We start from the raw sequence: 20207 nt of genomic DNA, 5'->3' as shown, positions 1-20207 counted from the left end.
GAGGGCGGGCGATGGGCACGACTGCGAACCGGCGAAAGATTTGGATCGTGGCTCTGGGTTCGTGCCTGCTCATCCTGTTTGTGGCTCTGGCGACGCTGAATGCGTTCAATACGCAGCTGCCAAAGCCTGCGAGTACGCAGCAGACGGTCATCTTTACGGGGCTGTCGATTGTGGCGTTTCTTCTGTTTGTCGCAGTACTGCTGATGCTGGTCCGCAATGTGTTGAAGCTGTACGCGGACCAGCGCAGCCGGGTGATGGGCACTCGTCTGCGCACGCGGATGCTATGGGGCGCGGTGCTGGTGAGCCTGGTTCCGATTGCTTCGATGTTTGCGTTCAGCTATCAGCTGATGAACCGCGCGGTGGATCGCTGGTTTACGCAGCCGGTTACGGACATGCGCGAAGACAGCAACAATATGGCGTTGGAGCTGGCGCACTATACGACGGCGAACGCTCGCGCTGAGGCGGATTCGATCGCGGCTAGTTTGCCGGCCGCGCCGGTGGTTGCTCCGGTGGCCAAGGCGGTTGGTAGTGGGAGCGAAGCTGCTTCGGGCCGGGGTTCGGGCCGCCACTCGAACCATGGATTGTTGCCTGGGAGTGCTCATGCGGTCGAGCCGTCGGCTGCGTCTCGGAATCGCGAGGCGATCCATGAGGTTTTGCGACAGCATGAGATTACGCTGCAGAATGGCTTTGCGATCGTGTATCGCGAGGGCCGCGTGGTGGCTTCGTTTCATATGCCGCAGGGGGCTGGCGCGACGGCGAAGGTTAAGGTGTGGCTCCCCGATCAGGTGGCCGCCGATACGGATAAGTCGAGCGCTCAGGCGCCTGCCGATCCCGTGGATGCTGCGATTCTTGCTGCTGCCCAGCGCATGGACCAGCCGGTTTTTTCTCTTGGCACCACGGACTTTGCACTCGGCGCAACGACTTTGAAACAGGGCGAGACTGTCGTGGTTGGCCTGCCGATGCCGTTTGGGATGGCGGCGACGATGACCAATCTGCGCAAGGCGGCGGATGCGTACTGGGTGCTCTATAGCGAGCGGCGTCAGATTCGGGATCTTTATATGCTCCTGCTGCTGATGATGACGAGCCTTGCTCTGTTCGCGTCGTGCTGGCTGGCGCTGCATCTGTCGAAGCAGGTGACCAAGCCCGTGGAGGCGCTGGCGGATGCGATGGAGGCTATCGCGCAGGGGGACTACGGCCACCGCGTGCAGGAGAGTGCGACCGAAGAGCTGGGGGAACTGGTGCGAAGCTTCAACCATATGGCGGCGGATCTTGAGGGCAGCCGGCGCGCGGTGGAAGAGTCTACGGTGCAGCTTAGCGCGGCGAATACGGCGCTTGAGGCCAGGCGCGGCGAGCTTGAGACGATGCTCGAAACGATTCCCAATGGGGTGGCGACGCTCGATACCGACCGGCGGATCATCCTTGCCAATCGGGCGCTGAGCGAGATGATGGACCCGGGTGGGCAGAGGCCGTTCTATGGGCTGGTAATGGAGGAGGTCTTTCCGCCTGAGGTCTCGGAGGTGCTTGATCGGTTGATTAAACGCAGCCATCGCATGGGGTCGGCGTCGAGTGAGATCGAGATTCCCGGCTTCCCGCAGAGCTCTGGCGACAGGTTTGGCGGGACGATGAACCTGCTGGCTACGGTCGCGCTGCTGGAGATGCCGGCGGCTACGGAACGGATGCGGCGCGAGCATCAGGGCTATGTGATTGTGCTTGAAAATGCGACTGAGTTGTTGCGTGCGCAGAAGCAATCCGCTTGGAAGGAGGTGGCGCGGCGTGTGGCGCACGAGATCAAGAATCCGCTTACTCCGATTAGTCTGAGCGCGGAACAGATTCGCCGCCACATCGACCGCCTGGCTCGTGCTTTTGCTGAGGTCACGCCTGCCAGCGCCCCTGAGCCGCCTTCGATCGCTGTGATTCGTCGATGTTCGGAGGTGATTACCTCTTCGGTCGAGAGCATGCGGTCGCTGGTCGATCAATTTGCGGCGCTTGCGGAGTTTCCGACAGCTCGCCCCAAGCCTGCGGATCTCAACACGATTGTTGAGAACTCGCTTGCGCTGTTTGCTGGACGGATGCAGACGGTTCGCGTCGTGCGCAAGATGAGCCACGATCTGCCGCTGGTGATGGCGGACCCTGAGGCGCTGAAACGCGCGCTTGGCAATCTCATCGATAACGCCGCGGAGGCGATGCAGCAGAGCCTCTATCGTGAGCTGCAGATCAGCACGTGCCTGCTGGAGAACGGGATGGTCGAGCTTGCCATTGCGGACAGCGGCTCCGGCCTTACCGACGACATGCGCGAGCGCCTCTTTCTGCCTTATTTTTCTACCAAGCAGCGCGGCACGGGACTTGGATTGGCGATTGCCGCGAAGATTATTCAGGAGCATCAGGGCTCGATTCGCGCGGAGAAGAACGAGCCTGCGGGCGCGAGGTTCATCATCGAACTGCGGCCGGCTCTTTCGCCTGACAGCGACCCGGACGCGCCGGTGGCCTTCAGTGCCTTCGCCACGCCGCAGAACGGTCATCAGCCGGCGGGTGAGGTTGAGTCTGTCGCGGACACTCCAGTTCACAGCAACACCAAAGCAGAGGACGACTTTGCCTCCACCCTCCCCAGAGGCCCCCAATGAACCACGTACTCATCGTTGACGACGAAGCCGAGATTCGCGAGTCGCTCGAAAGCATCCTTCGTGAAGAGGACTATCTCGTCACCACTGCCGCTACTGCGGGTGAAGCCCTCGAGCTACTTCGGGATGCTGCCTACGATGTTGTTCTGCTCGATATATGGCTGCCGGACCGCGACGGCCTCGATACTTTGACGGAGATCCGTCAGATGGAGGCGAGCAACGTTCCTGAGGTCGTCATCATCAGCGGCCACGGCACGATTGAAGCTGCGGTGCGCGCCACCAAGCTTGGGGCGTACGACTTTCTGGAGAAGCCTCTCTCGCTCGATCGCACGCTGATCGTCTTGAAGAATGCGATGAAGGCTCGGCAGATGCGTGAGGATAACCAGGAGTTCTCGCGTCAGCTTGCGAAGGGAACGGTGACGGGAAACTCTGTTCCGATGAAGGCGCTGCGCCAACAGATCAAGCTGATGGCCCCTACCAACGGGCGCGTGCTGATCTATGGGGAGTCCGGGGCAGGGAAGGAGCTTGTCGGCAGAGCCATGCATGCGGAGAGTCTGCGCAAGGACCGGCCATTTGTGGAACTCAACTGCGCCGCGATCCCGGAGGATTACATCGAGAGCGAACTCTTCGGCTATCGTCACGGTGCCGTGCCGGGCGGCCCCACTGAGAAGCGCGGCACGTTTGAGCGCGCGGACGGAGGCACGCTCTTCCTCGATGAGGTGGGCGACATGAGCCTGAAGACGCAGGCCAAGGTTTTGCGGGCGCTCGATGAGCAGCGCTTTCTTCCGGTCGGCGCATCGCATCCTGTGCATGTCGATGTGCGCGTGATCGCCGCTACGAATAAGGACCTTGAAGAGGAGATCGCTCGCGGCAACTTTCGTGAAGATCTGTTCTATCGACTGAATGTCATTCCGTTTTTTGTTCCGCCTCTGCGCGACCGCAAGGAAGATATTCCTCTGCTCGTCAAAGAGTTTTTGCAGCAGTTTGGTGCGGAGTACGGCCGTCCTCACGTTGAGATGACTGAAGATGCGCTTGCTGCTTTGAAGCAATACCACTGGCCTGGCAATGTGCGTGAGCTGCGCAATCTTGTTGAGCGCGTCTTGATCCTTAACCCGAAGACACAACGCATCGAGCGCAAGCATCTGCCGATGCTGGTCTATCGTGATTCGGCCAAGGACTCCAACAAGGCCAATGGACGCGAGGAATTCACCAGCCTGCTGCAGGCGCGTGAGGCGTATGAACGCGACTACATTCTGAAAAAGCTAGATGAGTTTCATGGCAATGTCAGTCGCGCTGCCGAGGGGCTTGGATTGGAACGCAGCCATCTCTACCGCAAGATGAAAGCGCTGGGCGTCAGCGTCAAAGAATAGCTACTTTGAATAGCTACTTTCTTGCTTTGCGATACGCTTTCTCCAGGTGTTTCAGGGCTGCTGCCAGTTCGCCATCGTCTTCGACCGCGAAGCTTTGCCACTTTTCACGCTCAGTCTGTCCAGGTTCGTTCAGTTTCGTTGCGATTGTGTTCGGCAGCTCCAACCCTCTTGTGCCGGGAAGCAGGGCAAAGATCGTATCGCCCCGATAGATGCTGATCATGCCAAACATGCGGCCTATCCTTGTCTCAGGCCACCGTCGCACCTCTTCTATCAACAGAGTCGACCGCCGCTGCATCTCCTCAGATACCTTGGGTAGTGCTGGCCGTCTGGCTCCCATCTCACTCTTCCGTCTGCTGTTTTTCCGCAATCAACTCCAACTGACGGCGCCAGTCGAGTTCTTCGACGAAGCCGCGGCTGGAGCGCCATTCTTCCTGCACCTTGACGAAGAGTTCAAGAAAGACGCGGGTGCCGAGGAGTGGTTCGATGTCTTTGCGGGCTGCGGTGCCGATGCGCTTCAGCATCTCGCCCTGCTTGCCGATGAGGATTGCCTTCTGGCCAGTGCGCTCGCAGAAGATCGCGGCTGAGATCTTCGTCACGGGCAGTTTGCCGTCCTTCATCTTCTTCATGGATGCGGGCTCTTCGAACTTTTCGATGACGACCGCGGTGGCGTAGGGAACCTCTTCGCCGGTGAGCATGAGAATCTTTTCGCGGATGAGTTCGGCGACGAGGAAGCGTTCGGGCTGGTCGGTGAGTTGATGCTTGGGGAAGTAGCGCTGGCCCTCTTTGAGCTGGCCGACGACCTTTTCCAGAAGCAGATCGAGGCCATCCTTCTTGCGGGCTGAGATGGGGATTACGTCGGCGAACGGATGCAGTGTGGACCAGTGCGCGATGAGCGGGAGCAGGTCTTTCTTGGGGATCGCGTCCATCTTGTTGAGGACGAGGATGACGGGGCACTCCAATTTCTTGATCAGCGAGAGGGCGAAGTCGTCTTCGGCGGCAGACATGCCCATGCGGCCTGTAGCTTTTCCGCTGTCTTTCTCTCCCGGGACCTTTGGCAGGCGGTGGGTCACGTCGACGATGAACAGCACGGCGTCGCGCGACTCCAGCGCATCGTGAACCTCCTGCATCATGCGACGGTCGAGCTGCGTGTCTGGCTTGTGGATGCCGGGTGTGTCAACCAGAACCACCTGCGCGGCTGGATGGCCGGGCTCGCCTTTAGCCTTCTTTTTCAAGGGAACTTCGAGCACGCCGTGGATGCGTGTGCGCGTCGTCTGCGGTTTATGCGTGACGATGGCCAGCTTCTGCCCGAGCAGGGCGTTGAGCAGGGTGGATTTGCCCGCGTTGGGGCGGCCGATGATGGAGACGAAACCGGAGCGAAAGGCCATTCTCTTTATTATGCGCTGTTGCGGTGCCGTAATTCGCAAACGTCGGCTAAACTGGCTCGTATGAAAGTCACCAAACTGCGGACTGCTCGCAGATTCGCTCGAGGTCTAGCCCTGTTATCTTCTGTCACCGCGCCGCTTTTTCTGTCGGCTCAAGCCCTCAAACCGTTCTCTTCGATTGAGATTCACTCCGACCGGACGGTGACCTTCGCCTATAAGGATGCGGCGGCTGGCAAGGTGGAGCTGGTCGTGGGCGGGCTGCCGAAGAAGTTGCCGATGAAGAAGGATCAGGCTGGCATCTGGACGGTGACTACGCCGTCCCTGCCGCCCGAGATCTATGGGTATCACTTCGAGGCGGACGGCGACTTCCGGCTGGACCCTGCCAATCCGGATACGACGATCAACCTGGTGGATGTTGCGAATGAGCTGACGGTGCCTGGCGATACGCCGCAGCTGTGGGAGGTGGCCGACGTTCCGCACGGCGTGCTGCACCACTACAACTACACGACGAATATTGTTCTGGGGCTGCCGCAAAATCAGAGCCGCTACTACGTGTACACTCCGCCGGGCTACGATCCTAAGGCTTCGCAGCCGTATCCGGTGCTCTATCTGCTGCACGGATGGAGCGATTCGGATTCGGGCTGGACTGCGGTGGGCCGCGCCGATCTGATGCTCGACAATCTGCTGGCACAGGGCAAGATCAAACCGATGGTGGTGGTGATGCCGCTGGGCTATGGTGATATGTCCTTCCTGCACCAGTTTCATGTGTGGGAGGACCCGGCGGCCATTGATCGCAACACGGATCTCTTTACCAAGGCGCTGCTTACGGAGGTTCTTCCGCGTGTTGAAGCGGAGTATCACGTCTCGAAGGATCGCAATGACCGCGCTATCGTCGGGCTGTCCATGGGAGGGCTTGAAAGCCTCTCGATTGGGCTCTCGCATACGGATAAGTTCGCGTGGGTGGGGGGATTCAGCTCGGCTGTTCATAATTTGAACTACGAGAACAGACTGGCTGCGCTCGACCCTAAGACGGCGGATCTTCGCCTGCTGTGGGTTGCGTGCGGGACGGAGGATTCGCTGATCGAGCCGAACCGCAGGCTGGTGGAGTTTCTCAAGAGCAAGAAGATGCCGGTCAAGCAGATTGAAACTCCTGGCTACCACACGTGGATGGTGTGGCGGGATAATTTGAGCCAGTTTGCTCCGCTGCTGTTTCAGCCGAAGTAGCGTCGCTGCTTCGGGTTACTTTTCTGTTGGTGGTGTGTCGATCTCTTTGAGGTAGGCCGGGCTCAACGTGCCTTTCGTCTTTGCTAGTGCCAGGAGCGTTGGGTAGAACTGGACGAATGTCGTGTCTACGGCGGCGTGACTCTCGTGGCATTCGTAACAGGAGGCGGGGCGCTTCACGACTTTGGCGGTGCCTTTGGGGGCGTCGAACTCGAAGAATCCCCAGCCGCCTTCGAGCCTCGCGTCCTTGACGTGGACCTCGATGCCCATGATCTCCGGGGATTGCGTGTGGCCGTTCTTGTTGATCGAACTGGCACCCTCGGCGCCGCGAATCTCGAGCACGAGCGTGGTCTTGTCGGGCCAGGTTCCGGTCTGGAGGAAGGCTCGATAGGAGCTGGGGTTGACGAAGACGTTGTCGAACATGGAATGGCCCATCATAGAGGCTTTGGGGCTGTAGCTCATGTCGACGCCGGAGGTGAGGAAGACCCACTCGCGATAGTGCTCGGGCATCTTGAACTGGCCGTCCGTCGTGTAGCTGAGGCCAACTCCCTCGGCGGTATCAGGGTAGGACCGGACGTTCTCTTGTTGTGGCAGGAGCGCGACCAGGAGCAGAAGGAGCGCGGAACGCAGCATGGATTACCTCGTCATCGGATTCAGGGTCTCACGTGAGTACGGTCTGGCGGGGAATTTCGTTCAACAGGGAAGAAAGAAAGGGGAAGAGAGAAAAAGTTGGTCTCCGCATCCAGCACGCCACCTCCGTCTGCGCTCAACTTCGCGGATAATCAGTGCTAGCGCATGGAATCTTTCTTCACACGCTTTAAAAACGTTCTGGTGCTGGTGGCGATTCTGCTGGCCCAGACGATCGGTCTTGCGGTGCAGGTTCGCCGCCCTGTCGAATCGGGCGCTCCCGACAGCAGCAAGGTTACGCTTATTCGCTACTGGGCGGTCTCGGTCGTGACTCCGTTTGAGCGATTTTTTCATGGGATCGGTTATACCTTCCGTCACGGCTGGTCGAACTACGTGGATCTTCGCCACACCCGGCAGGAGAATCACGACCTTCAGGAGCAGATCGCGCGGCTTCGGCTGGAGCAGGCCTCCTTCGCTGAAGACGCCATGCAGGGGCATCGGCTACAGGCCATGCTGGACTTTCAGCAGCACTACGTATCGACTACGGTTGCAGCGCAGGTGATCGGGACGAGTGGGAACGATCTCTCTCGCGTGGTTTATATAGATAAAGGCGCGAAGGATGGTCTGAAGGCGGATCAGGCGGTGATTACTCCGGACGGCATCGTCGGCAAGATCCGCGATGTCTTCCCGCACACGTCGCAGGTGCTGCTGATCAACGACCAGACCTCGGGGGCGGGCGTGCTGCTGGCTACCACTCGGATTCGTGCGATTCTTCGCGGCAGCACGACCGGTCAGATTCTCATCAACAATCTGACTCCGGACGATCGCATCAAGCCCGGCGAGCAGGTGCTCAGCTCCGGCGGCGACCAGGTCTACCCGCGCGGGCTTCCCGTCGGCACCATCGAGTCGATCAAGGTCGACCCGGATCACCAGCCTTACACGCTCATCCAGCTTCGCCCCGCGGCAAATTTGAATCAGCTTGAGGAGGTTTTGGTCATCACCGGGACACAGACCACGCTGCCCGCGGCGGCCCAGAAGGATCTGGCCGCGGGAGCCGCGACCGCCGAGGCCCAGGCCACTGCCAAACAGCTCGCAGACCAGCAGGCCGCTGAAGCTGCTGCGCGGTCGGCGGCTCAGATTGTGGCCGACCGGCTGCCCAGCATTCATGAGGGCGACGACGACACCACCAAGACGGGAGCCTCGGCAACACCCGCCGCCAAGACTCCGCCCGTCAGCGTGGTTCCGAAGCCGCTTCCGACCCTCCACTCTGATCGTTATTCGCCGGGAGCGACGCCGCCGGCGGTCAATCTCAGACCCGGGGCTCCTGAGGCGGCCAATCCGGTTGTGCCTCAGACCCCGACTCCGGACGCAACGACTCAACCAGCGACACCGAAGCCCGCACAGCCGAGGCCTCGCAAATCTCAGCCTCCACCGGACTCGGCTCAGCCCCCGACCCAGTCCCCTAACCCTCAGCCGTAGCAGTCTGCTAAAAACACCATGGCTACCCGCAGCTTTACATCCCGCCGAGAGCTAGAGCAGCACAGCTTTCCCTCCGCAGTCGCGTTGCTGGTTCCGCTGGGGGCGATCCTTCTGCAGGCGCTGCTTCCCCGGCCCTTTCCACGGCTTGCCATCCTCGATCTGCCCCTGATTGTGACCATCTTCTTTGCCGTTTCGCGCCGTAATCCTGTCGCGGGAACTCTCACCGGTGCTGCCATCGGACTTCTTCAGGACGCCCTGACCGCACAGCCGATCGGGGTCAACGGTATGGCGAAGTCCGTTATCGGCTACATCGCGGCCAGTATCGGCATTCAGGTTGACGTCGAAAACCTTACGACGCGTATTCTTATCAACTTCGGCTTCTTTCTTATCAATAGCTTCCTGCTCTTTCTCATCAACCGCCGTCTGCTTGGACTGACCAACTTTCACATCTATTGGGGCCACGAGTTTATCCGTGCCGCGATCAACACCTTTGTCGCCATTCCCATCTTTTTTCTGCTGGATAACACCAAGCGCAACGAATGAACGCTACTTTCGGCCGTCTAAACGGTACCTACGACACAACAGTGGTAGACACGGATAGTCAACTGCAGCCGTAAACTGAGATCAGCCATGCAAATGAGCCACCATATCGACCCGAACGACGTCGGCCCCAATGGAAGGGCTGAGAAGGTCTCTGCGGGAAAGCTTCATGCGGCCCAATATATTGTCGCGGGCATTCTGATTGTGCTGATCACGGGTCTCTGGCGCTTGCAGGTTCTTGGAGCGGACAACTTCCGCGCGCTCGCCGAAGCTAATCGAATTCGCAAGGTTCCTATCCTCGCTCCGCGTGGCCGACTCTTTGATCGGGAGGGCAGGCTTCTCGTTGACAACTACCCTTCGGTCTCCTGCTACCTGCTGCGCGAGCAGGTCAAAGATCTTGATGTCGATCTGCCTCTGATCTCGCAGGGCCTCCATATTCCTATTGAGCAGATTCAGGCCACGCTGCGCCGCTACCAGATCGCGCCGAAGTATCAGCCTATTCCGCTGAAGCAGGATATCTCGCCTGACGAGCAGGCCTTCATCGCTGCACATCGCGATGAGCTCCCCGAGCTTGAGACCCTCGATGAGCAACGCCGTCTCTATCCTCGGGACGGATTCGCCGCTCACCTTGTCGGGTACGTGGGTGAAGTTTCCGAGCAGATGCTTGATGATCCGCGCTACGCGTTTTATTCTCCCGGTGATGTCGTCGGGCGCTCTGGCGTGGAGCAGACCTATGACGCACTGCTTCGCGGGAAAGACGGCAGCCGCGACGTCATCGTGAACAGCCACGGCAAAGAACTTGGACACCTCGGGCAAGAGCTCGCCATTCCCGGCAAAGACCTGAAGCTCACCATCGATCTCGACCTCCAGATCGCTGCCGAAAAAGCTCTCGATGGCAAGAACGGCGCCATCGTCGCGATGGACCCTCACACCGGTGAGATTCTTGCGATGGTGTCGCGCCCAACCTACGATCCCAACCAGTTCTCCGTCCGCCTCACCAAAAACTACTGGAACGAGATCATCAATAATCCGGATCACCCGCTGCTTAATAAGAGCCTCCAGGCGCAGCTCGCTCCGGGCAGTACCTTCAAGATCATCATGTCGGTCGCGGGTCTGCAGGAGAATGTCGCTCAGACGATGCATGTAAGCTGCAACGGCGGCGCGGAGTTTTACGGCCACTTCTATGCCTGCGATAAACATCACGGCGCGGTCGATATCAACAACGCGATTCCGTACTCCTGCGACACCTTCTATTACACCCTAGCCAATCGTCTTGGCATCGATACGATCGCGAAGTATGCGACCTCCGTTGGCCTGGGGCAGAGGACCGGCATCGATCTGCCCGATGAGGTCACCGGGACGATGCCTTCTACGGCTTGGAAGCTGAAGACGCAGCATGACAAGTGGTTCGCGGGCGAGACCATCTCGGTCGGTATCGGTCAGGGTGCCGTCACTGCGACACCGATGCAACTTGCGCGAGCGCTGAGTGGCATTGCATCGGGTGGAGTCTTCCGTCGTCCCCACGTGATCTTCGCCGATGAAGTTCCGCCGGAGATGCAGCAGGCGATTCAGGAGTCCTTCCCCGGCTCGGGCGATGCGACCATTCCGCTGACCACAGAGAACTGGCAGCTGATCACCGACGCTATGGCGAACGTGACCAGCAGTCCTATCGGGACTGCTTACGCTGCGCATCTTGAAGGTGTCGACTTCGCAGGTAAGACCGGGACTGCTCAGGTCATCGGTCATGATGCTCTTGCCAAGACCAACAAAGGCCATAACACCGAGCCGAACGCCTGGTTCGTCGGCATGGCTCCGCGACGCAATCCGGACATCGTGGTTGCCGTTCTCTGGGAGCACGGCAACTGGGGCAATAACTCGGCCAAACTTGCTTCCCAGATCATCGACGCGTATGTGAACAAGCAGCGCAAGCGCGACAACAACATCCGCATCGCAGCGACACCTGAGCCTGCCAAGCCCGCGACTCCCGCCAGCGAAGCACCTACGGTACCGAGCGCAGAATAGGACAGACCAGCCATGCCCCGCCTCTCCTCTTATCGCGACTTCGACTGGGTCCTTCTCGGATTCGTGCTGCTGCTCTCGCTGATCTCGGTGCTTGAGATCAAGTCGGCTACGCTGCACACCAAGTTTCATGGCTTCGACCACAAGCAGATCCAGTTTCTCGCCGGTGGCATCTTCCTGATGTTTGTTATCTCGCTGATCGACTATCACCGGCTGATTGACATCATCCATTGGGCTTATGGCGTTAGCGTGCTTTCGCTGATTGCGGTCTTGATTGTGGGCACCAAGGTTCTGGGTGGACGGCGCTGGATTAAATTTCCGGGCGGCATTCACTTTCAGCCGTCCGAGTGGGTGAAGCTCGTGCTGATCCTCGCGGTGGCCCGCTACTTCTGGGGGCTGGCAGGGAAGGAGCTTACGTGGGGCGACATCGGCAAGGCCGCAGCGATGGTGATGGTGCCGATGGCGCTTGTGCTCAAGCAGCCGGACCTTGGAACTGCGTTGACGTATCTCCCGATTCTGATCTGCGGGTTGTTTCTTGGCGGGATTCGCGTCAAGCAGGTTGGCCTCGTGGTGCTGGCGATTGCGCTTATCGGCGGCGTCGCGTGGAAGAGCGGCAAGCATCTGAAGCCGTATCAGCAGGCACGCATCAACGCGTTCATGGATCCTGACTCCGATCCGCGCGGCTCCGGGTACCAGATCCGCCAGTCTCTGATTGCTGTCGGCTCCGGCGGCATCTGGGGGAAGGGCGCGAACAAGGGAACCCAGACCCAGGGCGATTTTCTTCCCATCCCTTACACGGACTTTATCTTCGCGGCCTTCTGCGAAGAGCACGGCTTCGTGGGTGCCATCGGGGTTCTGCTGCTCTACTTCCTAATCCTGATGCGTTTGATTCAGAACGCCCAGACCGCCTCTGATCTTCCCGGTAGCTTCATCATCATGGGGGTGGTCGCAGTAATCGTCTTTCAGATCGCCGTCAACGTTGGCATGGTCGTGGGCCTGATGCCGGTCACGGGGATTCCTCTGCCGTTGCTGAGCTATGGCGGCTCGTCGGTTCTGTTTACTTTTCTGTCGCTTGGGATCGTGATGAACATCCGCATGCGGCGGTTCGTGAACTAGCGGATCGCAAGGGGTTACAGCTCGACAACACTCGGACAATAAAGGAATGTGAATGCCATGTGGCTTTTGCAGCAGCTTTAGTGCAATACTGTTAGCAACACCTGCGCGGCTGTAGATGCCGCTCAGTGTACCCCGCTACTCGGGCGCACGGTCGCCAGTCAGCGGCAACAAAAGACTTTTTAGAAGAAAAGGCCGGCCAGCCAGAGACATCGATCCGTTGGCCGGACAGGTTTTAGGGAATGATTGCATCCGGATGGCGAACGGCCCCGCCTCAAATCTCTGATTTTGAGGTTGTTTTGGTCACAAACTCCGCATGTCTCGAATTGCTTGAAGCATCCCCCCGTGTCCCCGATCTACCCGGTATTGCCCTAGCCGCGCTCTCCTTGAGCGCAGCAGCTGCATCTAGGGCAGAGCTGTACTCTTACCTCGCACCGGTCGTCGAGTCTTGTTCACGAGCTTCCGCAGCCCGTAATCTGTCCGCTCCACGGTGAGCCACACCTGCCCTCCGGGTCAGGCGAACTCCCGATTGTTCTCTGTCGCGTCTGCCGCTCGAACCTCCTAGAGGTCGGGCAGAAAGAGCACAGCGAATGTCGAAAGAAATTTACATCTCCAGTACCCCTCACGAGACTCGTCTCGCCATCGTCGAAAACGACGCCCTAACGGAAATCTATTACGAGCGCGAGAACGAATACACTCTCGCCGGATCCATCTACAACGGTAAAGTCACGCGCGTTCTGCCAGGCATGCAGTCCTCCTTCGTGGATATCGGCCTCGAGCGCGATGCTTTCCTCTACATCACGGACTTTATGGAAGAGGCCGGCGACTCGGCTGACTTCGATACCAACGGCGACTCCGGCCGTCGCTCCAATGGCCGCCGCAACGACCGTGGCGACCGCAACGGCAGCCCTGCCACCATCGAAGGCACGGTAGCCAGCCCTCCCGATCGGCTCGACCAGACTAGCGACTCCGGTGTTCGCTCCTCCGAGCGCACAGACCGCGGTGATCGAAATGACCGAGGTGGACGTAGCGACCGTGGCCGTGGTGGCAGAGGCCGTCGGGACCGCGGCGGCAACCGTGACCGCCAGCCTGTTGCAGATCCGCTCGCGCCTGCTTCGCCGGACGAAACCTTCAACGCCCCCGTGGCCGACTTCTTCTCCGCTGATCAGCCGGCTGAAAATCTCACCGACCGAAACGACGCGGGCGAGATCGGCGAAGGAGCTCCTGGTGCCGATGGCAGCCGCCGCTGGCGTGGCCGTCGTGGCCGTCGTCGTGGCCGTCCAGGGCAACGTGACGAGTCGCCGAACGTCGCCAGCGCCACTCCGGATAATGCCTCCGGTGAGGTCGCCTATGACGAAGACTCTTTCGACATCGACGGAGCCGCCGCGCCTATCGCACCTGCCAGCAGCGCGACTGCGCCGATCGCCTCCGCCTATGGGGCCCCTGAGACAAGCACCTCTTCTCCTGAGAACGCGGACCGTGGCAATCGCGACCGGGGTAACGACCGTGGCGAGCGTAACGATCGCGGAGGCCGTAATCGCGGAGGCCGCAACGACCGCAACGACCGCGGCAACCGAGGAGATCGTGGCGGACGTGACCGCGAACCGCGCGTCCCTCGCGGCTTTGCTCCCAAGACTGCGCTCTACGGCGTGGACGACGCACCCGCCTACGATCAGGCTCCGGAGCTCGACGCCAACGCGCCCGCGCCCATTGTTCTTCCCGGTGAGTCGCTCTCCAAGTACCGCAAAGGTGGGGAGGAGCCTGTCGCCGCAGCGTCCAAGCCTTCAGAGACCAATGTCATCATTCCGTCGGCGCCGGAGTTCAGCCTTCCCGAAGGCTGGGATGGTGGATCGATTCTTCCGGGAGAGTCTCTCTCTCGCCACCGCCGCAACGAAGCCCGCACGGAGAGCCGCAACGAGCCTCGCGCTGAGCATCGCCAGGAGGCCCGCGCCGACTACCGCAATGCCAGCCCTGCGCCTTCACTGCCTCGCGCCGAAGTCATTCGCGAAGCAGACGGATTCAGCGTCGCCGAGCCGATCGTCACCGAGACGAAGGAGCAGCCCGAGGTTCTTTTCGCCGCGCATTCTGACCTCATCTCGCACGAACAGCACCAGCATGAGACCGTAGCCGAGCCCGTCGAGTATGAACCTACCGACGCCTCTGCCTCCTACCGCATCGATCCCGCAGCTCCCAGCGAGTATCGCCAGAGCGCGCCAGTGCTCGATGCGCCTGAGGAGGTTCACGCAGAGGCTCATGCCGAGCCGCAAGTTCACGATTACAGCGTCGATCACAGCTCAGTCCACAGCATCACGCCTGCTCCGGACGAGCCGGTTTCACAGCTTCACACTGAGCATGTTGCGCAGCTCCACACCGAGCCTGCGCACGCCGCGTACGAACCGTTTGACTGGCAGACCCCGGCCGCAACCCATGTTGAGCCTGCAGCAGTCCTCGCCGAGACGGCTCCCGCGCCGCACGAGCTGACCACGCTTCACGCAACGGGGGAGATGCACTCTGAGGCTCCGGTCGCGATCTTTACGCCCGAGCATGCCACCGAAACCGTCTCACCGATTGAACACGAGACTGCCGTCGCGAATCCTGCCGACAACGTCGTCGCAGACCAGGTTGCTCCACAGCACTTCGCGCCAGGCATCGGCTCACTCGAGGAGGAGACGCTTGACGAGGAGGACTTCAACACCACCCTTCACGCCAGCTCCATCGAAGAGATGGACGAGTTTGAGGAAGAAGAGACCCTCGAAGGCGCAGCCGATCTCGGCACGATGATTCGCGAGATGTCCATCGATCAGATCACGCGCTCCGGCAACGTGGACGAAGAGGAGGACGACCTCGAAGAAGAGGACGCGATCTACGATCCTCTCGTCGGCGATCTTGAGGACACCGAGGAAGACGACCTCGACGAGTCTGACACCGAAGAAGATGTTCTGCATGAAGAGTTCGTTGAAGGCGACGAAGTAGCTGCCAATGGCTTCGATCAGGCGCAGGCCGGTACTATGGCTCCGGCGACAGATCGCAATCGCGATCAGGACCGTGGCCGTGGCCGCCGCGATGGTCGTCGTGATGGCCGACGCGGAGACCGCTATGGCCGCAGCGACCGAAGCGACCGCCCCCGCAACACCGGCGGCGCAGGCGATCGTGAACGTGCCAGCGGCGGACGCGATCGCCGTGGAGGCCGCAGTTCGATGCAGTCCACCAATCTCCCGGCCATCAGCGAACTGCTCAAGCCCGGCCAGGAGATCCTGGTTCAAATCGCCAAGGAGCCCATTGCGAAGAAGGGTGCTCGTATTACCTCGCACATTGCGCTGCCTGGCCGCTTCCTTGTCTTCATGCCGACCGTCAATCACACCGGCGTCTCCCGCAAGATCGACTCCGATAGTGAGCGCCGTCGTCTGAAGGAGATTCTGCTCAGTGAAAAGGGCGAGGCCGCGGGCGGGTTCATCGTCCGCACCGCCGCATCGGGAGCCAGCGAAGAGGAGCTTCGCTCGGACCTGCGTTTCCTGCTCAACCTCTGGGCCGATATCAAGCAGCGCTCCGAGTCCTCGAAGTCTCCGGCGCTGATCTATCACGATCTCAATCTCGTCGAGCGCATCCTTCGCGATCAGGTTACGGACAACTTCTCCGCCATCTGGGTCGACAGCGAGAGCGAGTACGAGCGTGTTTTGCGCTTCCTGCAGCGCTTTCAGCCATCGCTGATTCGTCGCGTCAAGCTCTACACCAAAGAGACTCCTCTCTTTGAACAGTTCGGCATCACCGAAGAGATCAACAAGGCGCTTCGCTCCAAGGTGTGGCTCAAGTCCGGTGGCTCCATCGTCATCAACCAGACCGAGGCGCTCGTCGCGATCGACATCAACACCGGCAAGTTCGTCGGCAAGACGGCTCGCCTTGAAGACACCATCGTCAAGACCAACCTCGATGCGATCCCGGAGATCGTTCGTCAGATTCGTCTGCGCGATCTCGGCGGCATCATCATCATCGACTTCATCGACATGGACGAGCGCAAGAACCGCAACAAGGTTATGGCCGCGCTCGAAGAGGAGTTGAAGACCGATCGTGCTCCTTCGAAGGTTCTTCAGTTCAACGACTTTGGCCTGGTAGCCATCACTCGGAAGCGGGTCAAGCAGTCGCTTGAGCGCACGCTGTCCACCACCTGCAACATCTGCACCGGCACTGGCATGGTGAAGTCGCCCGTCACCGTCTGCAACGACATCTACATCGAGATGCGCAAGATGCAGAAGCATCTCGACCGCGGCGATGTGATGCTTCGCGTCAACCCAGAGGTCGTCAAGCAGCTCAAGGCTCCAGGAACCAAGTGGCTTCAGGAGATGGAGGAGATGGTCGGCAAGACGATCCTCGTCAAATCCGATCCCAGCCTGCACCCTGAGCAGTTCGACATTCACTAGACCGCTGTTTCGGAGAGGAGTCGCGGGCTTCAGCCTGTGGCGAGACTCCGAAAAAAGATCGATCCAGGGCATGAGATACTACGGGCGTCCAACTCATCAGGACGCCCGTAACTATTCTTTCCTCAGCATCTTCTGGCAAACGCAAAATGTAAAAACTCCACCGGATTGTCATCCTAAACGACATTTCCTGCGTCTTACACAACAAGCGCGTCACAGTTGGGTTCAAGCCAATGAAGAACCTCATAGCACCAAGGGAGCCACACAAAGATGCACACCACGATCACTGGGAATCGCCTACACCGTATCCTTGGCCGCACCGCGGCAGTCACTTTTCTCGCTGCTTCAGGGACCTTGGGCCTTCACGCGCAGCAGTCTTCCGGCACTGCATCCCCATTGCCGCCGGTTAATATAAAAGCGAGTCTGGTTTCACCGCTCAATCTTTCCACTCCGGACGATCTCGGCTACAGCAGCAGCACGGGAGGTGCAGAGACCGCCAGTGCCGTGGACTTCAACCTCAGCAGCGATGCGAGCCAGCCTCCGCCGCGTCGTCGTTACAGCCGCCCAAACTACAGCGATAGCCATACCAATCCTGATGGCTCGGCGAAGTATACCTTCCTTGTCGGTGGGGGCTTCACTCTACCTACTGGCGGAACCCACAACTACGCGACGCCAAGTTGGAAGATCCAGGCCGGCGTTGGGCGCAACTTCAACAAGACTTTCGGAGTCATCGCGCAGTTCGACTACGATAAGTTCGGCTTTCAGACCAGTACGCTCAATAACCAGCTTGCCATCTACAACGGTTTGTGCACGTCGGCGGCCCAAGCCGCTGGCAACTGCTCGCTGATCCCCCAACTTGGCGGCAACATCCACGACTGGTCCTTCACGCTCAATCCAATCATCAACTACTACACGTCCGATACCTTCGGGGCATACGTCGTCGGCGGCATCGGCTTCTATCACAAATACACCCAGTTCACGACGCCAGTCACGGGAACCTGCTTCGACCCCTACTATGGGTACTATCAATGCTCGGCCAACCAGCCCATCGACTGGTATACCAGCAATGCCTTCGGCGTGAACGCAGGCCTTGGCGTTACTTATAAGGTCTCGCGCTTTGCCTCGACGAAGTTCTACGCTGAGGCACGGTATGTCTGGACCGATAATCAGCCTCGCCCGTTCGATATCAGCGGTACTACAAGCTACTTCAATGCGTTTCCGCAGGCCAGCGCGCGGACGACCTATATTCCGGTCACCTTTGGACTCCGCTTCTAGCGTTTCCCTGCAGGATCGAGTTGCAAAAGAAGAGAGGCACGCCGCCTCTCTTCTTTATTTTTAGACTCTGCCTTGTGACGGTTCTCTTCCGGTCGCGGGCTATCGCAGCCGCAGAAAAAATCCCGCAGTCACGCCGGCCACGGTCGCCAGGCTCATCAGCATCTGATGTCCGACCCCGCGCTGACGCATCTCCCACGTATTTGTCCACAGCACTCCCATAAGAGCGACCACTAAAGCCATGCCGCCAATCCACGGAGAGTGATCGGTGCCAAGGACGAGCGCTGCCGCATAGCCCCCCACGGTCGTGCACACCAGCCACACTCCATCCTGAAGAAACTTGTATCTCGGCGTGATTCGATAGTCTCGCGCAACCATATCAGGCAAGGACGTAGTAATGGCAAAGGTCGCCGCCATCGACAGGCCGACCGTCAGCAAATACCCAAGACTGATTGCAAGTAAAAGAAAAGCGCCAGTAATCATGAACCTATTCTGGTCTCCTGCGCTGCGATTTTGCCGGCAGTTCTTCAGGAGACATCGACAGCCAGTCTATCAGCCTCGATCGTCTAAATGCCTACCGGATACGGCTTCTCGTGCATCTCCTGGTCGGGGTCGCGGCTCCGTTCGAAACGACCCTGCAGCAGGCTCAACAAGCCGGTGTACCAGTACCCGAACACAAACAGCACGAGAAACGGTACCGTAAAGAAGTTCTCCGTCGAAATCGCATAGTAGACCGTCCACGCAAAGTAGCATCCGATTGCCATCTCAATCCATGGAATGATGCCCAGTCGTTTGCGATACACTTTTGCCTGGCTCTTCTCACCCTTCTTCTTCACGCTATACTTCGGCGTTCTGGCAAACGCGCTCTTCACTCCAAAAAGCGCCTCGAGTACTGCCTTGGTATTGGTGATGGTTAACCCTACCCCACCCAGCGCCATGACGAACGGCACATAGACGATGGACTTGTACCAGCTCTTCGGATAGAGCTCCTTCTGGCTCACCATGTAGAACGTCGAAACCGACATGGTGCTTGCAATGAACAGAGGAAAGTCGATCAGCAGCATCTGGATATAGCCCTGCCAGCTGCGAATAATCATCGCTGGCATCAACAGCACACTCAGCACGATCATCAGCGGATAACTGATATTCGCGGTCAGGTGATACCACGCCTCGAGCTTCGTATGCCACGGCGCATCGCTCTTCAGCACCCGCGGCAGAATCTTCTTTCCCGTCTGGATGAGGCCCTTCGCCCATCGCGCCTGCTGTGTCTTGAAGGCGGTCATCTCAATAGGCAGTTCAGCTGGACACTCCACGTCCTGCAGATATTTGAACTGCCAACCCACCAGCTGAGCCCGATAGCTCAGGTCAGTATCCTCGGTCAACGTGTCATGCTGCCAGCCGCCTGCGGTTGAGATCGTCTCCCGTCGCCACATCCCCGCCGTGCCGTTGAAGTTGAAGAAGACCCCAGCCCGGCTTCGTCCTCCGTGCTCCAGCACAAAGTGCCCGTCCAGCAGAATCGCTTCAACCTGCGTCAGGAAGCTGTAGTTTCGGTTCAGGTGCGTCCACCGCGTCTGCACCATACCGATCTCAGGCTGCGCGAAGTGGTGAATCACCTGCATCACCCACTGGCGCGGCGGCACAAAGTCCGCATCGAAGATCGCCACAAACTCGCCCTGAGCGACATCGAGACCCTTGTCCAGCGCGCCCGCTTTGTAACCATGCCGGTTGCTGCGATGCAGATACACAATTGGCTGAGGGTCCATACCGACAAATCCGCTCGCGTAGCGTTCGACGATCTCCCGCGCCACCCCGGTTGTCTCATCAGTCGAGTCGTCCAGCACCTGAACCTCAAACCGGTCTCGCGGATAGTCAAGACTGCACACCGCCTCGATCAGGCGCTCGATCACAAACTGTTCATTGAAGATCGGCAGTTGAATCGTGACGAATGGTAGCTGCCCCTCGGCGAACCGCATCGGCGGCTCACTCCACTTCGCGGCGTTCTTTTTGTTTTTGAAGTAGAGCCATACCAACTGATAGCGGTGAATCCCATAAAACGCCAGAACGATCATGACGATGAAGTAGGGAATCAGCATCGCCGTATCGAAGGCATTCCATCGATACAGGTGCTCGAACGTCTTGTCTGCGTAGTGCGTC

14 protein-coding genes are annotated in these 20207 nt (G+C 59.3%); 9 read left to right on the top strand and 5 right to left on the bottom strand.

Annotated elements, in window-relative coordinates; all coding sequences use genetic code 11:
* Positions 1-11 precede the first annotated feature (11 nt).
* Positions 12-2621: a sensor histidine kinase gene (locus tag HDF10_RS17175; RefSeq protein ID WP_183815553.1), complete on the top strand. Its 2610-nt coding sequence runs from the start codon at positions 12-14 to the stop codon at positions 2619-2621.
* A complete protein-coding gene (locus HDF10_RS17170; RefSeq protein ID WP_183815551.1) occupies positions 2618-3988 on the top strand; it encodes a sigma-54-dependent transcriptional regulator in 1371 nt (456 codons plus the stop codon). The genes HDF10_RS17175 and HDF10_RS17170 overlap by 4 nt, the downstream gene beginning before the upstream one ends.
* A gap of 13 nt (positions 3989-4001) precedes the next feature.
* Here the strand turns inward: HDF10_RS17170 and HDF10_RS17165 are convergent, their stop codons facing one another.
* Both HDF10_RS17165 and era read right to left on the bottom strand, forming a co-directional pair.
* Positions 4002-4217, bottom strand: a complete 216-nt coding sequence (locus tag HDF10_RS17165; RefSeq protein WP_183815549.1) for a hypothetical protein — start codon at positions 4215-4217, stop codon at positions 4002-4004.
* Between the two features lie 109 nt (positions 4218-4326).
* Entirely contained in the window at positions 4327-5373 is a 1047-nt protein-coding gene (era, locus tag HDF10_RS17160; protein ID WP_183815547.1) for a GTPase Era, read from the bottom strand.
* Positions 5374-5433: 60 nt separating this feature from the next.
* Here era and HDF10_RS17155 point away from each other — a divergent pair, with 60 nt between their 5' ends.
* The gene (locus HDF10_RS17155; protein WP_183815545.1) at positions 5434-6594 is read left to right on the top strand and encodes an alpha/beta hydrolase; all 1161 of its coding nucleotides are present in this window, start codon (positions 5434-5436) and stop codon (positions 6592-6594) included.
* A 15-nt stretch (positions 6595-6609) separates the two neighbouring features.
* On the opposite strand, the gene HDF10_RS17150 is transcribed toward HDF10_RS17155, so the two are convergent.
* Positions 6610-7224, bottom strand: coding sequence for a cytochrome P460 family protein (locus tag HDF10_RS17150; protein WP_183815543.1), 615 nt, complete (start codon positions 7222-7224; stop codon positions 6610-6612).
* Between the two features lie 162 nt (positions 7225-7386).
* Between HDF10_RS17150 and mreC the strand changes: the two genes are divergently transcribed.
* The 6 genes from mreC to HDF10_RS17120 all read left to right on the top strand — a co-directional run bounded on the left by mreC (position 7387) and on the right by HDF10_RS17120 (position 18056).
* The gene (gene mreC / locus HDF10_RS17145; protein WP_183815541.1) at positions 7387-8697 is read left to right on the top strand and encodes a rod shape-determining protein MreC; all 1311 of its coding nucleotides are present in this window, start codon (positions 7387-7389) and stop codon (positions 8695-8697) included.
* An 18-nt stretch (positions 8698-8715) separates the two neighbouring features.
* Positions 8716-9240: a rod shape-determining protein MreD gene (gene mreD, locus HDF10_RS17140; protein ID WP_183815539.1), complete on the top strand. Its 525-nt coding sequence runs from the start codon at positions 8716-8718 to the stop codon at positions 9238-9240.
* Between the two features lie 87 nt (positions 9241-9327).
* Complete coding sequence (gene mrdA, locus HDF10_RS17135; RefSeq protein WP_183815537.1) at positions 9328-11259, top strand: penicillin-binding protein 2; 1932 nt, start codon at positions 9328-9330, stop codon at positions 11257-11259.
* 12 nt (positions 11260-11271) lie between these two features.
* Positions 11272-12372 carry a rod shape-determining protein RodA gene (rodA, locus tag HDF10_RS17130; protein ID WP_179637178.1) on the top strand — a complete coding sequence of 367 codons (1101 nt, stop codon included), beginning with the start codon at positions 11272-11274 and terminating at the stop codon, positions 12370-12372.
* Between the two features lie 587 nt (positions 12373-12959).
* Positions 12960-16784 carry an Rne/Rng family ribonuclease gene (locus HDF10_RS17125; RefSeq protein ID WP_183815535.1) on the top strand — a complete coding sequence of 1275 codons (3825 nt, stop codon included), beginning with the start codon at positions 12960-12962 and terminating at the stop codon, positions 16782-16784.
* Positions 16785-17051: 267 nt separating this feature from the next.
* Positions 17052-18056: an outer membrane beta-barrel protein gene (locus tag HDF10_RS17120; protein ID WP_183815533.1), complete on the top strand. Its 1005-nt coding sequence runs from the start codon at positions 17052-17054 to the stop codon at positions 18054-18056.
* A 99-nt stretch (positions 18057-18155) separates the two neighbouring features.
* On the opposite strand, the gene HDF10_RS17115 is transcribed toward HDF10_RS17120, so the two are convergent.
* Both HDF10_RS17115 and HDF10_RS17110 read right to left on the bottom strand, forming a co-directional pair.
* The gene (locus HDF10_RS17115; protein WP_183815531.1) at positions 18156-18536 is read right to left on the bottom strand and encodes a hypothetical protein; all 381 of its coding nucleotides are present in this window, start codon (positions 18534-18536) and stop codon (positions 18156-18158) included.
* A gap of 83 nt (positions 18537-18619) precedes the next feature.
* On the bottom strand, positions 18620-20122 hold the full coding sequence (locus HDF10_RS17110) for a glycosyltransferase (RefSeq protein ID WP_260177981.1): 1503 nt from the start codon (positions 20120-20122) through the stop codon (positions 18620-18622).
* Positions 20123-20207: the final 85 nt, after the last annotated feature.

Origin of the sequence: Tunturiibacter empetritectus (assembly GCF_014201375.1) — a bacterium.
Lineage (GTDB): Bacteria > Acidobacteriota > Terriglobia > Terriglobales > Acidobacteriaceae > Edaphobacter > Edaphobacter lichenicola_D.
The sequence above is the reverse complement of the archived record's forward strand: the minus strand, read 5'-3'. Positions and strand labels throughout refer to the sequence as shown.

Coding starts and splice junctions, on each gene's coding strand:
- HDF10_RS17175 (WP_183815553.1), top strand. CDS start 12: ATGGGCACGACTGCGAACCGGCGAAAGATTTGGATCGTGGCTCTGGGT.
- HDF10_RS17170 (WP_183815551.1), top strand. CDS start 2,618: ATGAACCACGTACTCATCGTTGACGACGAAGCCGAGATTCGCGAGTCG.
- HDF10_RS17165 (WP_183815549.1), bottom strand. CDS start 4,217: ATGTTTGGCATGATCAGCATCTATCGGGGCGATACGATCTTTGCCCTG.
- era (WP_183815547.1), bottom strand. CDS start 5,373: ATGGCCTTTCGCTCCGGTTTCGTCTCCATCATCGGCCGCCCCAACGCG.
- HDF10_RS17155 (WP_183815545.1), top strand. CDS start 5,434: ATGAAAGTCACCAAACTGCGGACTGCTCGCAGATTCGCTCGAGGTCTA.
- HDF10_RS17150 (WP_183815543.1), bottom strand. CDS start 7,224: ATGCTGCGTTCCGCGCTCCTTCTGCTCCTGGTCGCGCTCCTGCCACAA.
- mreC (WP_183815541.1), top strand. CDS start 7,387: ATGGAATCTTTCTTCACACGCTTTAAAAACGTTCTGGTGCTGGTGGCG.
- mreD (WP_183815539.1), top strand. CDS start 8,716: ATGGCTACCCGCAGCTTTACATCCCGCCGAGAGCTAGAGCAGCACAGC.
- mrdA (WP_183815537.1), top strand. CDS start 9,328: ATGCAAATGAGCCACCATATCGACCCGAACGACGTCGGCCCCAATGGA.
- rodA (WP_179637178.1), top strand. CDS start 11,272: ATGCCCCGCCTCTCCTCTTATCGCGACTTCGACTGGGTCCTTCTCGGA.
- HDF10_RS17125 (WP_183815535.1), top strand. CDS start 12,960: ATGTCGAAAGAAATTTACATCTCCAGTACCCCTCACGAGACTCGTCTC.
- HDF10_RS17120 (WP_183815533.1), top strand. CDS start 17,052: ATGCACACCACGATCACTGGGAATCGCCTACACCGTATCCTTGGCCGC.
- HDF10_RS17115 (WP_183815531.1), bottom strand. CDS start 18,536: ATGATTACTGGCGCTTTTCTTTTACTTGCAATCAGTCTTGGGTATTTG.
- HDF10_RS17110 (WP_260177981.1), bottom strand. CDS start 20,122: ATGATCGTTCTGGCGTTTTATGGGATTCACCGCTATCAGTTGGTATGG.